Source organism: Mesorhizobium sp. M7A.F.Ca.CA.001.04.2.1 (genome assembly GCF_003998485.1).
In the GTDB taxonomy this organism is placed as follows: Bacteria; Pseudomonadota; Alphaproteobacteria; order Rhizobiales; family Rhizobiaceae; genus Mesorhizobium; species Mesorhizobium ciceri.
On sequence record NZ_RZQT01000010.1, the window covers coordinates 51,702 to 73,368 of the forward strand.

Consider the following 21,667-nt stretch of genomic DNA (forward strand, 5'->3'; position numbering starts at 1 on the left):
CCGGCGATTTCGGGCAAACCTCGTCGCCTGTAATCGTGATGGAGAAGCCTGATGTTCCGATGGGGTGTGTTGTCGACGGCCAAGATCGGCCGCGAGCATTTGTTGCCGGCGATGGTCGAGGCGGAGAATAGCGTGCTGTCGGCGATCGCCAGCCGCGATCTGTCGAAGGCCAAGGCGCTGGCCGATCGCTTCGGTGCGCGGCATGCCTTCGGCTCCTATGAGGAACTGCTTGCCTCCAATGAGGTCGACGGCGTCTACATCCCGCTGCCGACCTCGCAGCATGTCGAGTGGGCGGCCAAGGCCATCGAAGCCGGCAAGCATGTGCTGGTCGAAAAGCCGCTGGCGCTCGACGCCAAGGACATCCTGCCGCTGATCAAGCTGCGCGACCAGAAAAAGGTGCTGGTCTGCGAAGCCTTCATGGTCATCTACCACCCGCAATGGATCAAGGTGCGCGAGCTCATCGCCAGCGGCGCCATCGGCCGGCTGCGCCATGTGCAGGGCGCGTTCTCCTACTACAACGTCGACCCCAGCAACATGCGCAACCAGCTCGACCTCGGCGGCGGCGCGCTGCCCGACATCGGCGTTTACCCGACCGTGTCGACGCGCTTTTCCACCAGCAAGGAGCCGCTGCGCGTGCAGGCGACGATCGAGCGCGACAAGACATTCGGCACCGACATCTACTCCTCGATCCGTGCCGATTTCGGTGACTTCGAGCTGTCGTTCTATCTGTCGACTCAGATGGCGGCGCGCCAGGTGATGGTGTTCCACGGCGAGAAGGGTTTCATCGAGTTGTTCTCGCCTTTCAATGCCGGGCTCTACGACCACCACCGCGTCGAACTGCACAACCAGAACCACACCGAGGCGCAGGTTTTCCGCTTTCCCGGCACGCAGCAGTACCGGCTGGAAGTCGAGACCTTCGCGCGCGCGGCACAGGGCGGCAAGGAGCGCGTCTTCACGCTGGAGGAATCGGTGCTCAATCAGAAAGTCATCGACGCCATCTTCCGCGCCGGCGGCAAAGAAGGCTGGGAGACCGTCTGAATTCCTTGCATTGAAATAGCCGGCTAATTCTGGGAGGAAAAATGGCTGACGATGCGGACGTGATCATTGTCGGCGCCGGCCTTGCAGGGCTGGTTGCCGCCGCCGAGCTCGCCGAGGCCGGCAAGAAAATCATCATCGTCGACCAGGAGCCGGAGCAGTCGCTCGGCGGCCAGGCATTCTGGTCGTTCGGCGGCCTTTTCCTCGTCGATTCGCCCGAGCAGCGGCGCATGCGCATCCGCGATTCGCATGACCTGGCGCTGGAAGACTGGCTCGGCACCGCGGCTTTCGATCGGCCCGAGGATTTCTGGCCGCGCAAATGGGCGGAAGCCTATGTCGGCTTTGCCGCCGGCGAAAAACGCTCCTGGCTGATACAGTGCGGCCTGAAATTCTTTCCCGTGGTCGGCTGGGCCGAGCGAGGCGGCGGCAATGCCATCGGCCACGGCAATTCGGTGCCGCGCTTCCACATCACCTGGGGCACGGGCCCCGGCGTTCTCGACCCCTTCGTACAGCGCGTGCGCGAGGCGCAGAAGCGCGGACTGATCAGTTTCAAATTCCGCCATCGGGTCGATGAATTGACCCGCACGGGTGCGACTGTCGACGGGGTGCGCGGCGACATCCTGCAACCGAGTACCGCCGAGCGCGGCCACAAGAGTTCGCGCGAAATATCAGGAGATTTCGAGCTTCGCGCGCAAGCCGTGATCGTCGCTTCCGGCGGCATCGGCGCCAACCATCAGCTTGTGCGGGAAAACTGGCCGCAGCGGCTGGGCGCGGCGCCCAAGCGCATGATCACCGGCGTGCCCGATCACGTCGACGGCCGCATGCTGGCGATCACGGAACAGGCCGGCGGTTCGATCATCAACCGCGACCGCATGTGGCACTATGTCGAGGGCATCAAGAACTGGGCGCCGATCTGGACCGACCATGCGATACGCATCCTGCCCGGCCCATCATCGCTGTGGCTCGATGCGCGCGGCAAGCGCCTGCCGGTGCCGCTCTATCCCGGCTTCGACACTCTGGGCACGCTCTCCCACATCATGAGCACCGGCTTCGACTATTCCTGGTTCATCCTGACCAAGAAGATCATCCAGAAGGAGTTCGCGCTGTCGGGCTCCGAGCAGAACCCCGATCTGACCGGCAAGAGCTGGCGCCAGGTGCTCGGCCGCGCCACATCGGGCATTCCGGGCCCCGTCAAGGCGTTCATGGAAAAGGGCGAGGACTTCATCGTCGAGGCCGATTTGCCGGCGCTGGTCGCGCGCATGAACGCGCTGGCCGGCGGCGAGGCGCTGCTTGAGGTGGCTCAAGTCGAGCGCGAGATCCACGCCCGCGATAGGCAGCTCGACAACCCGTTCTCCAAGGATATGCAGATCACCGCTCTGCGCGGCGCGCGCGCCTATCTCGGCGACCGGCTGATCCGCACGGCCAAGCCGCACAAGATGCTCGATCCGGCAAATGGCCCGCTGATCGCGGTGCGGCTCAACATCCTGACCCGCAAGACGCTGGGCGGCCTGCAGACCGATCTCGACAGCCGCGTGCTGGGGGCAGATGGGCAGCCGGTCGCCGGGCTCTATGCCGTCGGCGAAGCCGCCGGTTTCGGCGGCGGCGGCGTGCATGGCTATGCGGCGCTCGAAGGCACCTTCCTCGGCGGCTGCATCTTTTCCGGCCGCAGCGCCGGCCGGGCAGCGGCTGCCTCGGTGGCGTGATGGGGCGCCACTTGGTCCTCAGAGTTTGGCCGCGATCACCAGCGCCAGCCGCCCTGTCCAAGCGCGGTCACCGCACCGACGATCCGGGTGAAGCTGGTGCGGGCGCGGCCAACCGTGTGCCGGGCTCTGAGATAGCCGTGCACCAATCCCGGCTCCTCGAACCACGTCGCGTGGCCACCTGCCGTGATGATCAGGTCGCGATAGGTCTCGCCATCCGATGACAGCGGGTCGCATTCGGCGGTGATCAGCACTGTCGGCGGCAAGTTGGAGAAATCGGTGTCGGCAAGCGGGCCCAGCGTCGCATCGCCGCTACGGTCTTGCCCTCCAGTGCGAATGTGCTTGTAGAATTCGAGATCGCGCACGGTCAGCATCGGCGCTTCGGCGTGCTTGACATAGGAGCCTTTCGAGCGGTTTCCGCCGAGGCCGGGATAGATCAGCACCTGGCCGACCGGCCTTTTCGAATGGCCGCGCGTGGCGTGACTGACGGCGGCGCAGAGATTGCCGCCGGCGCTGTCGCCGCAGAGCACGATAGGATGATCGCGATTGGCGGCGGCCCATTCGAAGGCGCTCATGGCATCGTCGAAGGCGGCTGGATGCAAATGTTCCGGCGCCAGCCGGTAATCTACGGAGACCACCTCATAGCCTGTGCGCGAGCACAGCTCCGCGCAAACATCGTCGTGGCTGTCCAGCCCACCAAGGATGAAGCCACCGCCATGGACATAGAGCACCGTCACGGCTGCCTGAAGTGTGCTTCGGTAGATGCGGATCGGGATGTCATGCGTCGGCGTTGCAATGGCGGAGGTTTCGACAGCGACGCCCTCGGGGTAGCCGGCAAAGAATTCCCGGCACATGCGGTCGTAAATCTCGCGCTGCTGCGCGATCGTGTAGTCGATCGTATCGGGCGGGTAATAGGAATTGGTGCGCTCGATGAAGGCCCAGGTCTCGGCGTCGATGAGCTTGATGTAGTCGGTCATGGGTGCTGGAGAGGCGGCCAAGGCTGAGCCTGGGCGCCCCCCTCTGTCCTGCCGGACATCTCCCCCTCAAGGGGGGAGATCGGATGTTGCGAAGGCTTTCGCCAACCTTCTGCGTCGCAAGAAGAGTGCAGAGATCGAAGCTGCCAATCTCCTCCCTTGAGGGGGAGATGTCCGGCAGGACAGAGGGGGGTAAGCGCCGTCATTTCGGCAACAATCCTTACTTCCCCTTCCACACCGGCTCACGCTTCTCCGCAAAAGCCCGAAAACCCTCCATATTGTCCTCGGAGCCATAGAGCGCATCGACCGTCGGCAATTGCCGGCGGGTCACCTTGTTCATGGCGTCCTGGAAGGTCAGCGCCTCGGCCACGCGCGCCGTCTCCTTGATCGCGGCAAACACCAGCGGTGGGCCGCCTGCGAGCAGCCGGGCGATCTCCCAGACGCGATCTTCCAGCTTTTCCTTGGGCAGCACTTCGTTGACCAAGCCCCAGCGATGCGCTTCAGCGACATCCATCCAGCGGCCGGTGAGCAGAAGGTCCATGGCGACATGGTAGGGGATGCGCTTCGGCAGCTTGATCGTCGCCGCGTCGGCCAGCGTGCCGGCTCGGATCTCGGGCAGCGCGAAGGAGGAATGATCGGAGGCGTAGATGAGGTCGCAGGACAGCGCCAGCTCGAAGCCGCCGCCGACCGCCATGCCGTTGACGCACGCGATGATCGGCTTGTTGAGGTCGCGCAGCTCCTGCAGGCCGGCAAAGCCGCCGACGCCATAGTCGCCGTCGACCGCATCGCCGCCGGCAGCTGCTTTGAGGTCCCAGCCCGCGCAGAAGAACTTGTCGCCAGCGGTCTTGACGATGGCGACGCGCAATTCCGGATCGTCTCGGAACGCCTTGAAGGTCTCGCCCATCAGCCGCGAGGTCTTCAGGTCGATGGCGTTGGCTTTGGGCCGGTCGAGGGTGACTTCGAGGATGGTGCCCTCGCGGCGGGTCGAAATGACGTCAGACATTCTTGTTCTCTCCGAGCACCAGCAGCGCGTCGGCGATCCAGGCGCCCTTGCCCTCTGCACAGACGATCAGCGGGTTGATGTCGAGTTCCTCGATCTCACCGGCATTCTGCTGCACGAAGGCGGCAATGCCAGAGATAGCATCGATGGCAGCCGCGACATCGGCCTTCGGCCGGCCGCGATAGCCTTCGAGCAGCGGGAACAGTTTCAGGCCGCGCAGCGCCGCCTCGATATCGTCGCGGGTCGCCGGCAGCATCAGCGTGACGCTGTCGCGCAACAGCTCGACCAGCACGCCACCAGTGCCGAGCGTCATCACCGCGCCGAACATCGGATCGCGGGTGAAGCCGACGATGAGTTCGGCAACACCGTCGCGCACCATGCGCTCGACATAGAGCCCGGTGCCGAGCGGCAACAGGTCATGCGCTGCGGTGCTGACGGTTTCGGCATCCCTGAGATTGAGCCTGACAGCGCCAACTTCGGATTTGTGGGTGACGCCGAGCGCCTTCAACGCGACGGGAAAGCCGAGCGCCATGGACGAAATCACCGCCTCGACGGCATTGGCGGCGCGCTCGCCCTTCGGCACCGGCAGGCCGGCTTTGATCAGCCGTGACTTCGCCTCGGCCTCATCGGGCGCGACGTGGTCGCCCCCGGGGGCACCGGAGGCCGACGTGTCGATCGGCTGCGCCTGCGGTTCAGCCCAAGCCCAGCCGATGAAGGCTGCTGCGCCGGCTGCATCCATCGCTTCCGAAATGCCGAACAACGGCACCATGCCGCGCGCCATCAGTTCGGCGGTGTATTCCTCCGGCAGGTTCTCCGGCAGCGAGGAGACGATCGCACCATGCGCCTTGTTGGTCTTGAGCGCCGATTCGAAAGCGCGCAACGTCGCCCACCAGTCGGTGACCGAGCAGCGGTCGGGTCGCGGAAAATCGAGCACCAGCATGTTGAGGTCGAAACCGCCCGACACCATGGCGGTGAAGGTGGCGGTCATCGCCGGCTCGTTGTTCCAGATGAAGGTGTGATAGTCCAAGGGATTGGCGACCGCGACCAGCGGCCCGAGCGTCGATTTGACATGGGCGCGATGGCTGTCGGTCAGCACAGGGAAATTGACCCAGCGGCCTTCGGCGCTGTCGGCCATGACGGAGGCCTCGCCGCCGGAGCAGCTCATCGACGACAGCCTATAGCCGGGCAAAGGTCCGGTGATGTGCAGCAGCTTCAGCGCCTCGATGAAGGCGGGGATTGAATCGACACGCGCAATGCCGAGCCGCCGCAGGAACGCACCCGAGGCCGCGTCCGAGCCGGCGAGCGACGCGGTATGCGAGACAGTCGCTTGCCTGGCCTGTTCGGAACGGCCGACCTTCATGGCGATGATCGGCTTCTTCAGCTCGCGGGCTCGTGCCGCCAGCCGTTCGAAGCCGGCTACCGAATCGAAGGCCTCGATGTGCAGGCCGAGCGACGTGACGCGCTCATCCTCGATCAGGCCGAGCGCCATTTCGGACAGGCCGGTCTGCGCCTGGTTGCCGGCGGTCATCAGGAAGGCGATCGGCAGGCCGCGCTTCTGCATGGTCATGTTGATGGCGATGTTGGAGGACTGGGTGATGATGGCGACGCCCTTGCCGCCCTCGGCCAGTCTTATGCCGCCATGCTGGTCGGGCCACAGCAGCGCGCCGTCGGCATAATTGATCAGGCCGTAGCAATTCGGCCCGATGATCGGCATCTGGCCGGCCGCCGCGACCAGCTCGGCCTGCAGCCGCTCGCCATCATCGTCATAGGCCTCGGTTTCGAGGAAGCCGGCGGCAAAGCAGACGGCGCCGCCGGCGCCGCGTTCGGCCAGCGCCTTGATCACCTCGATGGTCAAATGCCGGTTGACGCCGACAAAGGCAGCATCCGGCGCGCCGGGCAGGTCAGCCACCGAACGATAGGCCTTGCGACCGGCAACCTCGTCCTTGGTCGGATGCACCGGCCAGATCTCGCCGGCAAAACCCATCTTGATCGATTGCGCGACGACGGCTGCGGCCTGCGCACCGCCGAAGACGGCGATCGATTTAGGCCGCAGGAGACGCTCCAGTTTATGCATATGTTATGCCCCGAACGGGCGCAGCAGCGCCCTTGAAATGATGTGGCGCTGGATCTCGGATGTGCCTTCCCAGATGCGCTCGACGCGCGCGTCGCGCCAGATGCGCTCCAGCGGCAGATCGTCCATCAGCCCCATGCCGCCATGGATCTGGATCGCTTCATCGGCGACGTATGCGAGCATTTCGGTGGCCTTCAGCTTGGCCATGGCCATGTCCTGGTCGGTGACGGTGCCCTGATCGTACTTCCAGCCGGCTTCAAACACCATCAGGTCGGCGGCCTTCAGTTCGGTCGCCATGTCGGCGAGTTTGAACGACACGCCCTGGAACTTGCCGATCTGCTGGCCGAACTGCTGGCGCTGCGCGGCGTATTCGACGGCATGGCCAAGCGCACGCTCGGCGCGGCCGAGGCAGGTGGCGCCGACCTGCAGCCGGGTGGCGCCGAGCCAGGAATTGGCGACATCGAACCCCTTGTGGACTTCGCCCAACACTTGGGCTCCGGGTAGCCGGCAATCGTCGAATTCGAGGATGGCGTTGGTGTAGCCGCGATGCGAGACGTTGCGGTAGCCGTCGCGCACCGTAAAGCCCTTGGTGCCCTTGTCGACGAAGAAGGCGGTGATCTTCTTGCGTTTTCCGCGCGGCGAATCCTCTTCGCCGGAAGCCATGAACACGATGGCGAAGTCGGCGAGGTCGGCGTGGGAGATAAAATGCTTGGTGCCGTTCAGCACCCAGTCGTCGCCATCCTGCACGGCGGTCGCCTTCATGCCACGCAAATCGGAGCCGGCGCCCGGCTCGGTCATCGCCAGGCAGTCCCATTTCTCGCCACGGATGCAGGGGAACAGATATTTCTCGCGCTGTTCGGGCGTGCCGGCCAGGAGGATGTTGGAGGGGCGCGCCACGCAGGTCCAGTGCAGCGCATAATTGGCGCGGCCGAGTTCCTTCTCGTATAGCAGCCAGGTCACCGTATCGAGGCCGGCACCGCCGACATCGGCCGGCATGTTGGCGGCATAGAGCCCGGCCTCGATCGCCTTGACCTTGATCTCCTCGATCAGGTCGCGGCGCAGCACGCCGGTGCGCTCGACCTCGCGCTCATGCGGGTAAAGCTCGTTCTCGACGAAGGCGCGCGTCGTCTCGACGATGAGCTTCTGTTCCTCCGACAGCCCGAAATCCATGCTCTCAGCCTTTCTTCTTGCCGGTCTTTTTCTTCGGCTTTTCGGCTTTCTTGACCGGTTTCAAGGCTTTGGCCTTCTCGGCCGCCTTGGAGGCCATGGGCTTCTTCGCCGCCAGCTTGGCCAGCTGTCTGGTATAGTCCTTATGCAGCGCGCCGGCGCCCCAGCCCTTGCCTTTGTTTTGTTTCGACAGCGCATCCATGATGGCGACCAGATTGTCGTCGCGGATCTTTTCCAGTTCGCGGATCGACAGCCCATGCGCCTGTTCGTCCGACTGCGTGGCGATCAGGTCGACCAGTTCGTCGTTGAACTCAGGCACGTCCATCAGCTTGGTCCATGGCCATTTCAGGCACGGCCCGAACTGCGCCATGAAGTGGCGCATGCCGGCCTCGCCGCCGGCGACGCGATAGACCTGGAACATGCCCATCTGCGCCCAGCGCAGGCCGAAGCCGTAGCGCATGATGTCGTCGAGTTCCTCGACCGTGCAGATGCCGTCCTTGATCAGCCACAGCGCCTCGCGCCATGCCGCTTCGAGCAGGCGGTCACCGACGAAGGCCTCGATCTCCTTGCGGATGACGACAGGCTTCATGCCGATCGAGGCATACATCTCCTTGGCGACCTCGATCGCCTCGGGAAAGGTCTGCTCGCCACCGACGATCTCCACCAGCGGCAGGAGATAGACCGGGTTGAACGGATGGCCGACGACCAGCCGCTCCGGATGCTTCTTCATCGCCACCTGCATGTCGGTCGGCTTGATGCCGGAAGTCGAGGAGCCGACAATCGCGTTGGCCGGCGCGTGAGCGTCGATCTCGGCCAGCACGCGGTGTTTCAGGTCGAGCCGCTCCGGCACGCTCTCCTGGATGAAATCGGCATCGGCGACCGCTTCGGCGATGGTCTTGGCGAAGGTCAGCTTGCCCTCTTTCGGCAGGCCGCCGGGCACCATCTGCTTATAGGCGCGGCGCGCGCCCTTCATCACTTCGCCGACCTTGCGCGACGCCTCGGGATCGGGATCGAAGATCGACACGTCGATGCCGTTGAGCAGCAGGCGCGCCACCCAGCCGGCGCCGATGACGCCGCCGCCGATGGCGGCTGCCTTGTTGATGATGCTCATGCTGAAGCTCCGGTTCTTGTCGCGGCGGTTGCGGGATCGATGAGGGGTACGCGCTCGCCGGCTCGGATCACCGAGGGATCGTAGGCCTTGCGGGCAAAGACTTCGAGCACGAAGGGCCGGAAGAATTCCATCGACAGCGTGTCATAGTCGGGGTCGAAGCTGGACTGGTCCCAGCGTTCGCAAAACTGGTCGCAATCGTCGAAATAAGCATGGCCGGCAAAGCGGTCGCGGGCGTGGCGGTTGCCGCCGAGATGATGGGCATAATAGAGCCGCTGGAAGTCGCCATGCTTTTCCACCACCCAAGTGCACTGCTCGCGCACGAAAGGTTTCAGGATCGAAGCGGCATATTCGTCGTGATTGTAAGGCGCATAGATGTCGCCGATGTCGTGCAGCAGCGCGCAAGCGATCCAGTCGGTGTCTGCGCCGTCGCGCCAGGCACGTGTCGCTGCCTGCAGCGAATGGCCGAGCCGGGTGATCTTGTAGCCGGAAAGACCCGCGTCGAGCTGCACCAGCGCGTCGAGCAGCCGCTCGCCGGTCCTGGCCGCATAGTCGATTTCATGCGCGGTCAGGAACTCGTAGTCGTCCCGGTCGCCATCCTTCATCGCGGTGAATTTTACGGTAGTCATGCCGACCCTCCCGACGAATAATTATGCCGCGATCGGCGCCCGCTTGGTGAGGTTGAGCTTCTGCCGTACCTCTTCCGGTCCAAGGATTCTGGCGCCGAGATTGGTGACGATGCTGGCGGCGCGCTCGACCAGCTGTGCATTGGTGGCCAGCACGCCCTTGTCGAGCCACAGATTGTCCTCCAGCCCGACGCGGACATTGCCGCCGGCCAGCACCGCCGCCGCGGCATAGGCCATCTGGTTGCGGCCGATGGCGAAGGCCGACCAGTTCCAGGTCGACGGCACATTGTTGACCATGGCCATGAAGGTGTTGAGATCATCAGGCGCACCCCACGGCACGCCCATGCAAAGCTGCACCAGCGCATCCGGGTTGAGCACCTTTTCCTCGACCAACTGCTTGGCGAACCACAGATGGCCGGTGTCGAAAGCCTCGATCTCCGGCTTGACGCCGAGCGCCGTCATCATGCCGCCCATGGCGCGCAGCATGCCGGGCGTGTTGGTCATGACATAGTCGGCCTCGGCGAAATTCATGGTGCCGCAGTCGAGCGTGCAGATTTCCGGCAGGCATTGGCGCACATGTTCCATGCGGTTGGTGGCACCGCCCATGTCGGTGCCTTTTTCGTTGAGCGGCAGCGGCGCTTCCGGCGATCCGAACACCATGTCGCCGCCCATGCCGGCGGTCAGGTTCAGGATGACGTCGACTTCTGCCGCGCGGATGCGCTCGGTCACTTCGCGGTAGAGATGCACGTCGCGCCTCGGCCTGCCGGTCTCGGGATCGCGCACATGGCAATGCACGATGGCGGCGCCCGCCTTGGCCGCATCGATGGCGGAATCCGCGATCTGCTTGGGCGAGCGCGGCACATGCGGGCTGCGGTCCTGCGATCCGCCGGACCCGGTCACGGCACAGGTAATGAAGACCTCACGGTTCATCGCAAGCGGCATGGAACTCTCCTCCGAAAGAAATAGACCTCAACAATGCCCGACTTGCCGGAAACTGTTTTGCGTTTTACGAAGCTTCCATGACGAAAAGCGAAAAACCAACGATCTTTCGCGCCGAGCGCTCCCCGCTTAGGGTGACGCTGCTGGTATTTTCCGGTTCGTCGATCATGTGCGTCGCATCCGCCGTCGATCCACTGCGCGCGGCCAACCGCATCTCCGGCGAGACCCTGTTCGATTTCAAGCTGGTCTCGGTGACCGGCGAGGCTCCAGTCACCACTTGCGGCCTGCCGGTGGCGGTCGGCGGCCGCTTCGATGCGGGCGAGTCGACCGACGTTCTTGTCGTCGTCGCCGGCTTCGGCACCCAGAACTATGCGACATCGGCTCTGTTGTCCGGCCTGCGCCGGGCCGCACGGACAGCACGCGCTTGCGGCGGCGTCGAAGCCGGCACCTGGCTGGTGGCGCGCGCCGGCCTGCTGGAAGGACGCAGCGCCACCACCCATTGGGAAGACATGGAGGATTTTTCCTCGGCCTTTCCCGGCGTCGACGTGCGTCCGGACCGTTATGTCATCGACGGGCCGGTGTTCACCTCGGGCGGCGCGTCGCCGACCTTCGACCTGATGCTGCATCTCATCCGCACGAGGCTCGGCATGGCCGTCGCGCTCGATGTCGCCAGCGTCTTCATCTACGACCAGGCGCGCGCCGCCACCGACGCACAGCCGCTGGTCTCGCTCGGCCGGCTCGATGGCTACGATCCGCGGCTGGCGCAAGCGATCCGGCTGATGGAAGCGCATGTCGACCAGCCGCTGACCATTGAAGCGGTGGCCAAGCGCGCCGGCGTGACGGCACGGACGCTGGAGAGCATCTTTCGCAAATCGATCGGCGAGACACCGGGCGCCTATTACCTCAGGCTGCGCCTGGGCGCCGCGCGCCGGCTGGTGGTCGATACAAGGATCGCCATGGCCGATATTGCCGGGCGGACCGGATTCTCATCCGCCGCGGCGTTTTCAAGAGCGTTTTCAAGGGCTTTCGGCGAAGCGCCGGTCAGGCTGCGCCGGGGCTGACTATGATAGAATCAGGCAGCGTTCTGACGGTCGCTGCCGCCGTCGATCTGCGAGCGCATTTGCTTGGCAAGATGGGTCTCGAAACGGCTGGCCACAGCGCGATCCCATTCGTTCGAGCGGCGCGTGCCGTCCTTCGGATGCGGCATTGCCATCAGCCGGTCGATGATCGATCCAGCCTCGCCAGGTGAGAGCAGGGCGTCGATTTCACGTTCGTTCTGCATATCGGTTCGCCTCCTTCTTCCTCTCCCGCCACGAGCCACTCTTATACGAGATTCGTGACGGCAGTTTGAAGGCAAGAGCGAGGTCATTGAAGGGCGTCGAAGGGCAAAACCATGTCGCTGGACCGGGCCATGCGCAAAGCTGTTCCTGCGCCCAGGCAGGTCAGGTCAAGGAGAAATCTATTGTTGGATTGCGCAATTCCCAAGGCAAAGCGCTGCACGCTTTTCCCGGGGAAACCGTTATCCACTTTTCCTGGAATTGCTCAAAGCCGCTTTTCGAACAGCACCGTGGTGAAGCCACTGTCCCATTCGTCATCGGGATAGCGGCTTTTCTCGATATAGCCGACCGCTTTGTAGAGTGCTTGTGCGGGCAGGTTGAACGTGTCGGTCTCCAGCCGCGCCTGCGCCAATCCGGCCGCACTGACCGCCTGTTCGGCATGGGAAAGCAGCTTGCGGCCGACACCTTGGCCTTGACGGGATGCCATCACGTGCAGGGCCTCGATGAAATCCGCGCGCCAATGGATCAAGCCGGCGACCTCGCCATCGATCTCGGCAACGGCGAATTCAGGCCAGCTCTGGTCGACATAGCGCCCGCCAATATCCGTCTCGACATAGCGTTGCGCGGCTGCTTCGGTGATGTTCGGCAGCCAGGTGCCTTCGAAGGTTTCCTGCAGCACCTGCTTCAGCGCCGGAATATCGCTCGCCTGCGCCGGGCGCACAATGATTCGATCCTCTGCCATTTCCGTCTCCTGCCAATGCATGTCGCCCAAAGTGCACAGCGATTTGGGACGACGACATGCCGCCGCACGGGTCCTCTTTCGGTGACACGTGTAGCGTCCTGGTCTCACGCAGGCTGCCGAAGATCTGTGCGATCCTCGGCAGCTTGTCGCGAAGTGGGCTGACTAGCAGATGGCGATGGCGGCGGCTTTCAGCCAGTGGCGCCGGATGTCGGTCCAAAGATGAAGCGGCGCTCGCCCTACACGTAGCGGTTGACGATGTTTTCCAGCAGTTCCTGGCGGCCGGACCTCGGCTGCGGCTCGATCTTCTTCTTGACGACACGCTCGGCGATATCCTCAAGCGTGCGCTTGCCGGCAAGCATCGCCTTGCCCTCGGCCGTGTTCCAGCCGGCATAGCGTTCGGCCAGCGGCGCCGACAGTGCCTTGTCCTCGACCATGCGCGCCGCAGCTTTCAGGCCGCGAGCGCAAGAGTCCATGCCGCCGATATGGCCGATCAGCAGGTCCTGCGGATCGAGCGACTGGCGGCGCAGCTTGGCGTCGAAATTGGTGCCGCCGGTCTTGAAGCCGCCAGCCTGCAGGACTTGGTAGTAGGCCAGTGCCATTTCCGGCACGTTGTTGGGGAACTGGTCGGTGTCCCAGCCCGACTGGTAGTCGTTGCGATTCATATCGATCGAACCGAAAATGCCGAGCGCATTGGCCAGAGCCAGTTCGTGCTCGAAGGAATGGCCGGCCAGGATGGCGTGGCCCTGCTCGATATTGACCTTGACCTCCTTCTCCAGCCCGAAGCGCTTGAGGAAGCCGTAGACCGTGGCGACATCGTAATCGTACTGATGCTTGGTCGGCTCCTGCGGCTTCGGCTCGATCAGGATCGTGCCCTTGAAGCCGATCTTGTGCTTGTAGTCGACGACCATGCTGAGGAACCGGCCGGCCTGTTCCTGTTCGCGCGCAAGGTCGGTGTTGAGCAGGGTCTCATAGCCTTCGCGCCCGCCCCACAGCACGTAGTTTTCGCCCTTCAGCCGCTTGGTGACGTCGATACAGCTTTTTACCGTCGCCGCCGCGTAGGCAAAGACATCCGGATCGGGATTGGTGGCCGCGCCCGACATGAAGCGGCGGTTCGAGAACAGATTGGCGGTGCCCCAAAGCAGCTTGACGCCGGTCTGCTTCATCTTGCCCGCGAAGTAGTCGGCGATCTCATCGAGGCGCGCCGCACTCTCGGAAAAATCCTTGCCTTCCGGCCGTACATCGGCGTCGTGGAAGCAGAAGTAGGGCGCGCCGAGCAACGAGAACATCTCGAAGGCGACGTCTGCTTTCAGTTTTGCCAGCTCCATCGTGTCGGTGCCGCCGGCCTTGGGAAACCACGGCCGGTCGAAAGTCTGGCCGCCGAACGGATCGCCACCCGGCCAGGCAAAGGAGTGCCAGTAGGCAACGGCGAAGCGCAGATGATCTTCCAGCCGCTTGCCGGCGACGACCTCATCGGGATTGTAGAACCTATAGGCCAGCGGATTGGTCGAATCCGGCCCTTCATATTTGATCTTCTGGATGTCGCCGAAAAATCCACTGCTCATGATTTCTGTCCTCTCACAAAGTTCTGACGCCATTACCTCAGGCGTAATTGGTTTCACGCCGGCGCTGGTTGAAAAGGGTCATGTCAAAGCCACCAAACGAAGGAGACAGACCATGACCGACCTCACCAAGATCGCTAAAAACTACATCACCGCCTGGAACGAAAGCGATGCCGGCCGCCGGGCCGAATTGCTCAAGGCGACCTTCACGGAAGACGTCAGCTACCGCGATCCGCTCATGCAGGGTGATGGCCATGAAGGCGTCGCGGCTCTGATCGACGGCGTGCAGCAGCGCTTTGCCGGTTTCCGGTTCTCGCTGAAGGGTACGCCGGACGGTTTTGCCGACAAGATCCGCTTCTCGTGGAATCTCGGACCTGAGGGGACGCCTTCGGTGATCGAAGGTACCGACATCGGAATCATCGAGAACGGCCGCCTCAAGAGCGTCACCGGTTTTCTCGACAAGGTGCCGGCGCAGTGAGCCGGACAGCCGCGGCGTGGGCGAAAGACCGCTCACGCCGTGGCGACCCTGATTGCCGGGTACAGCGCCCGGTAGCGCTGATAGGCATCGGCATAGGCGCCGCCGAGCGCCGCATCCGGTTCGATAGTTGCGTCCGTCCTCGGGGCCGTACAGATTTCGAGCGGATCGGCACCCGTCGCCGCGATCAGGCCGAGCCGCGCGGCACCAAAGGCGGCGCCGAAGTCGCCGTCGGCAGGAATGTCGACAGGCAGTTGAAGCGCGGTGGCAATCGCCTTCAACCAGTAGCGTGAGCGCGAACCGCCGCCGATCGCCGTCACCCGCGTCAAGGCTGTGCCGGCCGTGGCCAGCGCTTCGAGGCTGTCGCGGAAGGCAAAGGCTACACCCTCCAGCACGGCCTGGGTCAGCACGGCACGGCTCGATTGATGCGCCAGCCCGGTGAACGCGCCGCGAATGGCGGAATCATTGTAGGGCGTGCGCTCACCCGAGAGGTATGGCAGGAAGGACACGCCGCTCGGCGCCTTCAATGTGTCGCCGAGCTCAGTGGTCAACTCGCCGGCGCTCTTCCCGGTGATTTCCGACAGCCAGTTGAGCGAATCGGTTGCCGACAGGATGACCCCCATCTGGTGCCACGTGTTCGGAAGCGCGTGGCAGAAGGTGTGAACCGCGCTAGCCGGGTTGGGCAGGTAGGAAGCGTTGGCGGCAAACAGCACACCCGACGTGCCGAGCGAAACCAAAGCGTGGCCGGCGCCAACCGTGCCCATGCCGCAGGCCGAGGCCGCGTTGTCGCCGGCGCCACCGGCGATCGGAATGCCGGCCTGAACGCCCCACTTCGATGCCAATTCGCTGCGCAACGCGCCTGCCTTCTGCGTACCCTCGACCAGCGACGGCATCTGCTTTTCATCGAGCGATGTCGCCGCGAGCAAATCCGCACTCCAGCGCCGCTTGCCGACATCGAGCCAGGACGTGCCGGCAGAATCCGACATTTCCGAAATGTGCTCGCCCGAAAGCCAGAGCCGCAGGAAATCCTTGGGCAGCAGCACTTTTGCGACCTTGGCGAAGACAGCGGGCTCGTTGTTCTTCACCCAGGCCAGTTTCGGCGCGGTGAACCCGGGAAAGACGATGTTGCCGGTCAGGGCGCGGAAACGCGGATCGGCATCGAGGACGGCGGCCTCGGCATGGCTGCGCGTGTCGTTCCACAGGATGCAGGGGCGCAGCACCTTGTCGGCGGCGTCAAGCAGCGTGGCGCCATGCATCTGGCCGGACAGGCCAATGCCCTTGACTGCCGCGAGTTCATGCGGATGGGAGGATTTGAGCTCGGCGATTGCGTCTTCGCAGGCCCGGATCCAGTGCTCGGGATTCTGTTCCGACCAGCCGGGGTGCGGCCGTGAAACATCAAGCGAACCATGGCCGGAACCGAGGACGGTTTGCCCGGCATCGATCAGCAGCGCCTTGACGCCCGACGTCCCGAGATCGAGGCCCAGATACATGTCTTCCTCCCACGCCAGTTAATTTTTTCGGGTCTCGAAAAAATCTGGCTTGGCCAGTTTCTAAAACAAGATCCGCTTCGGGTCAATTCTCCGACAAATCGGCGGCGCGTCGCACAAACAGCGCTGACAGCGGACTTTCGGGCCGCGCCATCGAACGCTCCGCCGTGAGCGCCTTGGCCAGCGCACCCTCACCGGCGCGCAAGGCCGCCTCGATCAGCGTCAGGTCGATGACGTCGCGCTGGGCGTGGCTGCCACCGAAACGATGTGCGATCGCCCGGATCGGCCGGATCAGGCGCGCGGTCTCGGCGTAGCTGCCCTCACCGAATGCCTTGATGGCGAGCGTCAGCGGATGGCCGACATCCCGCGTGAAAGCCGCATTGTCGTCGCTGCCACGCATGGCCTCGCGCTGAGCCTCGAGCAAGGCGAGGGCCGGCGCATCTAACCCGGCACCCACGAAGGCCATCATCGCGTGGGCGTCGTTGAAGGCATAAAGACCCGCTCCCGCCTTGCCCCAGTTGGCGGCGAGTGCCGCCCAGCGGTCGCCGACATCGACGCCGCCGAGGTGGAGCCGCCACAGGATTGCCGAGGCATCGACCATGTTGAGCGCCATCGTCGATTGCACGCTGTAGATAGGGCCGTCATAGAGGGCCAGCACCGCGTCGGTCTCGCCGAGATCATAATGGAACAGCGCCAGGTGCCACCAATTGTGGACCTGCAGGAAGCTCTCCCGTGTCCACGCTTCCGGATTGGCGCGCATCCAGGCAATGCCATCCCTTTGCCGGCTTTGCATCTCCATGACATGGGCGACGGCGTGCTGCGCCCAGCCGTCGCGCGGCTCGATGTCGACTGCCTCGCGGCCAAGCTGCTCGGCCCTGACATAGTCACCCATTTCCTCCAGCCCGAAAGCCTGCATGCCGAGCATGGCGTGGTAGCCGGGCATGCCGCTTTGCCACGAAGGCAGGGCACGAGCGATGCGGTCGCGCAGCATGCGGGCATTGCCGGTGAAGAAATCGATCTGGTGGCCGACCTGCAGCGCCAGCCCGTCGCGCGGGGTCTCGATGGTGATGTCCTCGAGAACGCGGCTGGCCTCATGCCAGCGCCCGCTGGCGAGATGGCCAAGGGCCGAGACATGCGCCCGCTCGCGCGTGGTCGCGGCAAGCGGCAGTGCGGCCTCATGGCAAGCCTTGGCCACGGCCGTCGCCTCCCGCTCGGTGGCGAGGCCGAACAGATATCCCTTGAAGACATGGGCCATGACGAAGCCGGGATCTTCCGCGATGGCGCGGTCGACGGAAGCTACGGGATCGCCGATGAAGCACTGCAGTTCACGCACTGCCTGGCTGTAAGGCGTGAATCCCGCCTCCGTCGCGCCCGAAAGTGCCAGGCCGAATGCGTCCCTGATTGCCATGCGATGTCCTTTATCGACCCGTGACAGGCCCTTGATCCTTCGGCCCAAACCGATCCTAAAGCATAGGCCACGGACACGCCAACCGTGCGCTACGCCAGACCTTTCAGTAGTCTTTGCAGTTTAGCAACCATGCGGGGCAGATTAGGCTTTGTAAAATTGAATGAATTGTGTCTTCATTGCGGCGGCTGGCGGGGGCTGGAAATCGCGAATCGAGAGGGGACGCGATGCGGCATGTGAAGAACTCGCTTCCGAACAGTCGTTCGGCGGATGCGCAGGTGACAATTGCTTCGCAACGGCGAAAGCCGCATCCGTTACATCCGTGGCTTATTAGCATCCTCTCAACTACAGCTTTTGCGTTGCTGCCCAACTCCGCCGCGTTTGCCGCATGCGTGCTGGCTCCATCCGCCGGAAACACCGTCTACACCTGTGACAGCGGCGACTCAGGCGGCAGCCTCACCGATCTCGACGGCGACAACACGCTGAATTTTCCCGCCGGCGGCACCGGGCAGATATCAGGCAATGTGACCTTTGGCGTCGGCACGGACCGCATCGACATGCAGTCCGGCACCATAACCGGCGCCGTCGATCAGGGTGGCGGCACGGATTTCTTCACCATTGGCGCGGGCACCGTCGCCGGCAATGTCCAGCAGGGCGCCGGCATCGACGACTTCAACATGAGCGGCGGCCAGATCGGCTCGCTCAACCAGGGCGACGGCCTCGACACCTTCACCATGACCGGCGGACGCATCGTCGATTTCTTCGACGATGGCGACCACGCCGTGATGACCGGTGGCCGCATCGGCCGGGTCAACATGAAGCTAGATCAGAACTATTTCAACATGTCAGGCGGCACCATCGACCGCAACCTCGTCACCGGCTTCGACAAGGATACGATCATCCTGTCGGGCGGCACCATCGGCGGCAACATCAGCGTCAGCGGCGGCAATGACAGCGTCACGGTCACCGGCGGCACGGTCGGTGGCGATATACTGATGAGCTTTGGCGCCGACAATTTCGTCTGGAACGGTGGCGGCATCATCTATGGTTCCGTCGATCTCGGCGGCGATAACGACACCGCCAGGCTCAGCAACCTCACCAACGCCAATCTCGGTGCCACGGATGCCATATCAGGTGGTGCCGGCACCGATGCGCTGACCCTGGACAACGTCAAACTGGATGGCATCAGCCGGCTCCAGAACTGGGAAAGCATCGACGCCACCAATGACACCCAGCTGATGATGGACAGCAATCTGGTGCTCGGCGACAGCGGCACCGGCACCGGTTCGCTCAGTGTCGATGCCGCAAGCACGCTCTATGGCGGCGGCTTCAATGCGGCGATCCAGGCGTTTACGGCAGGCCAGCTGGCGCAGGTCACCAATGCCGGCCGCATCGACCTGACCAATGGCAGCACCGGCGCCACCGACAGCCTGACGATTTCGGGCAATTATGTCGGCCTGGGTGGCCTGCTGCTTATCCAGACCGAGCTCGGTGACGATTCCTCCGCATCCGACAAGTTGGTCCTGTCGAGCGGAACGGCTTCCGGTTCGACCGGCATCTCCGTGTTCAATCTCGGCGGCGCGGGGGCTGCGACCACGCAGGACGGCATCATGGTCATCCAGGCAATCAACGGCGCCACCTCGGGCGCCACGACATTCGCGCTCGACGCCCCGGTCGCTGCCGGTGCCTTTGAATATTATCTGTTCAAGGGCGGCGTCAGCGCCGGCAGCGAGGAGAACTGGTACCTGCGCTCGACGCTGAACACGCCGGCCCCGCCGGCCGCAGCCCCGCCGGCGCTGGAACCTGCTCCGCCGCCGGCACCTGAGCCGCCGGCGGCCGAACCGCCGCCGCCGCCGCCCATCGACCCTGCGCCGCCGCCTCCGCCGGAATCCACCCCCGGCGATCCCGATCCGGTTGATCCGGCGCCGCCGGTCGTGCCGACCGATCCGCCGCCCGCGACACCACCGCCACCACCACCGGCACCAGTGGCGGATCCGCCCCCGCCGCCGCCGGTGGTGCCAACTGAGGTGCCCGACCTGCCGACACCGGCGGCGGGCGAGGAAATCCTGCTCTATCGCATCGAGGTTCCGGTCTATTCGGCCTTGCCGCCGGTCGCCGAACATCTGGCGATGACGACGCTCGGCACATTCCACGAACGGCGCGGCGAGCAGAGCCTGTTGTCGAACACCGAGCTGTCGCCGGTCTGGGGCCGCATCTTCGGTCAGGACAGCAAGATGGCCTATTCAGGAACGGTATCGCCGTCCTTTGACGGCACCCTGTTCGGCCTCCAGGCGGGCTTCGATCTGTTCGGCCGCGAAACCGCGTCGGGCCAGACCGATCGCGCCGGCCTGTTCGTCGCCTATGCCAGCATGAATGGCGACGTGCGCGGCCAGGCGCTGGGCAGGGACAATCTGTCCGTCGGCAGCATGGATATCAACGGCACCAGTATCGGCGGCTACTGGACCCGGATCGGTCAGGGTGGCTGGTACCTGGACGGCGTCCTCATGACCACCTTCTTCGGCGGCAACGCAACATCGTCGCGCGACATTGGCATCGACGTCGGCGGGACCGGCGTCACCGCTTCGCTGGAAGGCGACTATCCCATCGCGCTGGCGCAAGGCTGGACGCTTGAACCGCAGGCGCAACTGGTCTGGCAGCAATTGTCGCTCGACGATGCGTCGGACCGCTTTGCTTCGGTTTCCTTCGATACGGACGGCAGCGTGACCGGCCGGCTCGGCGCACGGCTGCAAGGCGAAACAACGATCAATGGCATGGCGCTGCAGCCGTATCTCAAGGCCAACATCTGGCACGATTTCGGCGGCACCAGCCATGTCAATTTCGACACCACCGACATCTCGACCGAGGGCAGATCGACCTCGTTCGAGTTCGGCGGCGGCGTGATTGCCAAGGTGACGGACAAGGTCAGCATCTTCGCCACCGGCGACTACACCACCAATCTCGGTGGCGACAAGCGTCGGATCCTCGAAGGCAATCTGGGCTTCAGCGTCAAATGGTAAGGCCGGTCATGATCCCGAAAACCAGTTTCGGGATCATGACCAAAAAGACAGCTTAATTGCTGGAACGCATCGCCACCGTGGCGATGCCGGCGCCGACCAGCAGCGTACCGCCGGTGCGGTTGAAGATGCGGATCGCCTTGGGATTGCGCACCACGTTGCGTGCGCGTGCCGCGATCAGCGCATAGCCGAAGGCATTGGCGAAGGCGAGCGCCAGGAAGGTCGTCTCGAAGATCAGCATCTGCGTCCAGAAATCGGCGTGCCGGTCGAGGAACTGCGGCAGGAAAGCAACGAAGAACGTGATGCTTTTCGGGTTGAGCGCGGTGACGAGCCAGGCGTGCGCCATCATCTTGGCCGAGGAGACCGCGTCGGTGCGCGGTTCGGCCTTCAACGCGCCGCCGGCGCGAAACAGTTTCACGCCAAGATAGATCAGATAACCGGCGCCGATCAGCTTCAGGATGGTGAAGACGGTCGCCGAGGCCGCCAGCAGCGCGCCGATACCCAGCATCGACAACGTCATCGCAGTGAAATCCCCCAACGCCACGCCGACGGCCATCGGCAGAGCGGTACGCCAGCCCTGGCCCAGCGCATAGGACACGACCAGCAGGATGGTCGGACCTGGAATGATGAGAAGGATCGTCGATGCGGCAGCGAAGGCGGCCCAGTTTTCGAAGGACATGCTCGTCTCCTTTGAGCTTAAAGAAGAGGATAAATCCTTAGGCCCGGGAGAATGTAAAGAGGCGATTTCCCTAACTGCGCCAGCGGCAGATCGGTGTCAGTTCGCGCCGCTCAGCGTGCTCACTATATCGGCCAGGCTGACATTGGCACCGAGAACGGTTGCCGCCGCGACAATGGCAGCGGCAAAAAGCTTGATGTCGGTTTTTAAGGTCTTGCACATGGAGGCCCCTCGCTGATGGTCCGAGGAGTAGGAGACGCCGGCGCCGGGAATATGACTCGACCGAGGTCTTTTTGTGCAGCAGCCTTCGTTCAAGTTCAGGCAAGAAGGTCGAACATCGCCAAGGCCATGCGCAAATGCAGGCTGTGCAAGGTCTTCACGCTTTATCAACCATGAATGAGGAAAATGCCTG

Annotated in this window: 19 protein-coding genes; 5 read left to right on the forward strand and 14 right to left on the reverse strand. The window is 63.9% G+C overall.

Annotated elements, in window-relative coordinates:
- Positions 1–51: 51 nt before the first annotated feature.
- Positions 52–1,038, forward strand: a complete 987-nt coding sequence (locus EN955_RS05510; RefSeq protein WP_024501974.1) for a Gfo/Idh/MocA family oxidoreductase — start codon at positions 52–54, stop codon at positions 1,036–1,038.
- A 41-nt stretch (positions 1,039–1,079) separates the two neighbouring features.
- A complete protein-coding gene (locus tag EN955_RS05515) occupies positions 1,080–2,738 on the forward strand; it encodes an FAD-binding dehydrogenase (protein WP_024501973.1) in 1,659 nt (552 codons plus the stop codon).
- Positions 2,739–2,773: 35 nt separating this feature from the next.
- Here EN955_RS05515 and EN955_RS05520 read toward each other — a convergent pair whose 3' ends face one another.
- The 7 genes from EN955_RS05520 to EN955_RS05555 form a co-directional block, all read right to left on the reverse strand.
- Positions 2,774–3,712 (reverse strand): alpha/beta hydrolase, encoded by a 939-nt coding sequence (locus EN955_RS05520; protein ID WP_024501972.1) that lies wholly within the window; start codon positions 3,710–3,712, stop codon positions 2,774–2,776.
- 217 nt (positions 3,713–3,929) lie between these two features.
- Positions 3,930–4,712 carry a carnitinyl-CoA dehydratase gene (locus EN955_RS05530; RefSeq protein WP_013528298.1) on the reverse strand — a complete coding sequence of 261 codons (783 nt, stop codon included), beginning with the start codon at positions 4,710–4,712 and terminating at the stop codon, positions 3,930–3,932.
- Positions 4,705–6,783 (reverse strand): acetate--CoA ligase family protein, encoded by a 2,079-nt coding sequence (locus EN955_RS05535; RefSeq protein ID WP_024501971.1) that lies wholly within the window; start codon positions 6,781–6,783, stop codon positions 4,705–4,707. The genes EN955_RS05530 and EN955_RS05535 overlap by 8 nt, the downstream gene beginning before the upstream one ends.
- Positions 6,784–6,786: 3 nt before the next feature.
- Positions 6,787–7,950 carry an acyl-CoA dehydrogenase gene (locus tag EN955_RS05540; RefSeq protein ID WP_013528296.1) on the reverse strand — a complete coding sequence of 388 codons (1,164 nt, stop codon included), beginning with the start codon at positions 7,948–7,950 and terminating at the stop codon, positions 6,787–6,789.
- 4 nt (positions 7,951–7,954) lie between these two features.
- Positions 7,955–9,058, reverse strand: coding sequence for a carnitine 3-dehydrogenase (locus EN955_RS05545; protein WP_024501970.1), 1,104 nt, complete (start codon positions 9,056–9,058; stop codon positions 7,955–7,957).
- Complete coding sequence (locus EN955_RS05550) at positions 9,055–9,684, reverse strand: HD domain-containing protein (RefSeq protein ID WP_013528294.1); 630 nt, start codon at positions 9,682–9,684, stop codon at positions 9,055–9,057. Before EN955_RS05550 ends, EN955_RS05545 begins: the two co-directional genes overlap by 4 nt.
- A gap of 21 nt (positions 9,685–9,705) precedes the next feature.
- Positions 9,706–10,623 (reverse strand): 3-keto-5-aminohexanoate cleavage protein, encoded by a 918-nt coding sequence (locus EN955_RS05555; protein ID WP_013528293.1) that lies wholly within the window; start codon positions 10,621–10,623, stop codon positions 9,706–9,708.
- 77 nt (positions 10,624–10,700) lie between these two features.
- Here EN955_RS05555 and EN955_RS05560 point away from each other — a divergent pair, with 77 nt between their 5' ends.
- Positions 10,701–11,681: a GlxA family transcriptional regulator gene (locus tag EN955_RS05560; RefSeq protein ID WP_024501969.1), complete on the forward strand. Its 981-nt coding sequence runs from the start codon at positions 10,701–10,703 to the stop codon at positions 11,679–11,681.
- A gap of 11 nt (positions 11,682–11,692) precedes the next feature.
- Here the strand turns inward: EN955_RS05560 and EN955_RS05565 are convergent, their stop codons facing one another.
- The 3 genes from EN955_RS05565 to xylA all read right to left on the reverse strand — a co-directional run bounded on the left by EN955_RS05565 (position 11,693) and on the right by xylA (position 14,201).
- The gene (locus EN955_RS05565) at positions 11,693–11,902 is read right to left on the reverse strand and encodes a hypothetical protein (protein ID WP_013528291.1); all 210 of its coding nucleotides are present in this window, start codon (positions 11,900–11,902) and stop codon (positions 11,693–11,695) included.
- A gap of 260 nt (positions 11,903–12,162) precedes the next feature.
- Complete coding sequence (locus tag EN955_RS05570) at positions 12,163–12,639, reverse strand: N-acetyltransferase (RefSeq protein ID WP_013528290.1); 477 nt, start codon at positions 12,637–12,639, stop codon at positions 12,163–12,165.
- Positions 12,640–12,875: 236 nt separating this feature from the next.
- Positions 12,876–14,201 (reverse strand): xylose isomerase, encoded by a 1,326-nt coding sequence (xylA, locus tag EN955_RS05575; protein WP_024501968.1) that lies wholly within the window; start codon positions 14,199–14,201, stop codon positions 12,876–12,878.
- 112 nt (positions 14,202–14,313) lie between these two features.
- Between xylA and EN955_RS05580 the strand changes: the two genes are divergently transcribed.
- Positions 14,314–14,676: a nuclear transport factor 2 family protein gene (locus tag EN955_RS05580; RefSeq protein ID WP_013528288.1), complete on the forward strand. Its 363-nt coding sequence runs from the start codon at positions 14,314–14,316 to the stop codon at positions 14,674–14,676.
- 32 nt (positions 14,677–14,708) lie between these two features.
- Here the strand turns inward: EN955_RS05580 and xylB are convergent, their stop codons facing one another.
- Both xylB and EN955_RS05590 read right to left on the reverse strand, forming a co-directional pair.
- Positions 14,709–16,163: a xylulokinase gene (gene xylB, locus EN955_RS05585; protein ID WP_024501967.1), complete on the reverse strand. Its 1,455-nt coding sequence runs from the start codon at positions 16,161–16,163 to the stop codon at positions 14,709–14,711.
- 82 nt (positions 16,164–16,245) lie between these two features.
- Complete coding sequence (locus tag EN955_RS05590) at positions 16,246–17,568, reverse strand: tetratricopeptide repeat protein (RefSeq protein WP_024501966.1); 1,323 nt, start codon at positions 17,566–17,568, stop codon at positions 16,246–16,248.
- A gap of 224 nt (positions 17,569–17,792) precedes the next feature.
- On the opposite strand from EN955_RS05590, the gene EN955_RS05595 reads away from it, so the two are divergent.
- Positions 17,793–20,582 carry an autotransporter outer membrane beta-barrel domain-containing protein gene (locus EN955_RS05595; protein ID WP_024501965.1) on the forward strand — a complete coding sequence of 930 codons (2,790 nt, stop codon included), beginning with the start codon at positions 17,793–17,795 and terminating at the stop codon, positions 20,580–20,582.
- Between the two features lie 52 nt (positions 20,583–20,634).
- Here EN955_RS05595 and EN955_RS05600 read toward each other — a convergent pair whose 3' ends face one another.
- Both EN955_RS05600 and EN955_RS35845 read right to left on the reverse strand, forming a co-directional pair.
- Complete coding sequence (locus EN955_RS05600) at positions 20,635–21,258, reverse strand: LysE family translocator (RefSeq protein WP_023761181.1); 624 nt, start codon at positions 21,256–21,258, stop codon at positions 20,635–20,637.
- Between the two features lie 96 nt (positions 21,259–21,354).
- The gene (locus EN955_RS35845; protein WP_013528283.1) at positions 21,355–21,477 is read right to left on the reverse strand and encodes a hypothetical protein; all 123 of its coding nucleotides are present in this window, start codon (positions 21,475–21,477) and stop codon (positions 21,355–21,357) included.
- Positions 21,478–21,667 lie beyond the last annotated feature (190 nt).

Coding starts and splice junctions, on each gene's coding strand:
- EN955_RS05555 (WP_013528293.1), bottom strand. CDS start 10,623: ATGCCGCTTGCGATGAACCGTGAGGTCTTCATTACCTGTGCCGTGACC.
- EN955_RS05580 (WP_013528288.1), top strand. CDS start 14,314: ATGACCGACCTCACCAAGATCGCTAAAAACTACATCACCGCCTGGAAC.
- EN955_RS05535 (WP_024501971.1), bottom strand. CDS start 6,783: ATGCATAAACTGGAGCGTCTCCTGCGGCCTAAATCGATCGCCGTCTTC.
- EN955_RS05565 (WP_013528291.1), bottom strand. CDS start 11,902: ATGCAGAACGAACGTGAAATCGACGCCCTGCTCTCACCTGGCGAGGCT.
- xylB (WP_024501967.1), bottom strand. CDS start 16,163: ATGTATCTGGGCCTCGATCTCGGGACGTCGGGCGTCAAGGCGCTGCTG.
- EN955_RS35845 (WP_013528283.1), bottom strand. CDS start 21,477: ATGTGCAAGACCTTAAAAACCGACATCAAGCTTTTTGCCGCTGCCATT.
- EN955_RS05595 (WP_024501965.1), top strand. CDS start 17,793: ATGCGGCATGTGAAGAACTCGCTTCCGAACAGTCGTTCGGCGGATGCG.
- EN955_RS05530 (WP_013528298.1), bottom strand. CDS start 4,712: ATGTCTGACGTCATTTCGACCCGCCGCGAGGGCACCATCCTCGAAGTC.
- EN955_RS05515 (WP_024501973.1), top strand. CDS start 1,080: ATGGCTGACGATGCGGACGTGATCATTGTCGGCGCCGGCCTTGCAGGG.
- EN955_RS05510 (WP_024501974.1), top strand. CDS start 52: ATGTTCCGATGGGGTGTGTTGTCGACGGCCAAGATCGGCCGCGAGCAT.
- EN955_RS05590 (WP_024501966.1), bottom strand. CDS start 17,568: ATGGCAATCAGGGACGCATTCGGCCTGGCACTTTCGGGCGCGACGGAG.
- EN955_RS05520 (WP_024501972.1), bottom strand. CDS start 3,712: ATGACCGACTACATCAAGCTCATCGACGCCGAGACCTGGGCCTTCATC.
- EN955_RS05545 (WP_024501970.1), bottom strand. CDS start 9,058: ATGAGCATCATCAACAAGGCAGCCGCCATCGGCGGCGGCGTCATCGGC.
- EN955_RS05600 (WP_023761181.1), bottom strand. CDS start 21,258: ATGTCCTTCGAAAACTGGGCCGCCTTCGCTGCCGCATCGACGATCCTT.
- xylA (WP_024501968.1), bottom strand. CDS start 14,201: ATGAGCAGTGGATTTTTCGGCGACATCCAGAAGATCAAATATGAAGGG.
- EN955_RS05540 (WP_013528296.1), bottom strand. CDS start 7,950: ATGGATTTCGGGCTGTCGGAGGAACAGAAGCTCATCGTCGAGACGACG.
- EN955_RS05550 (WP_013528294.1), bottom strand. CDS start 9,684: ATGACTACCGTAAAATTCACCGCGATGAAGGATGGCGACCGGGACGAC.
- EN955_RS05560 (WP_024501969.1), top strand. CDS start 10,701: ATGACGAAAAGCGAAAAACCAACGATCTTTCGCGCCGAGCGCTCCCCG.
- EN955_RS05570 (WP_013528290.1), bottom strand. CDS start 12,639: ATGGCAGAGGATCGAATCATTGTGCGCCCGGCGCAGGCGAGCGATATT.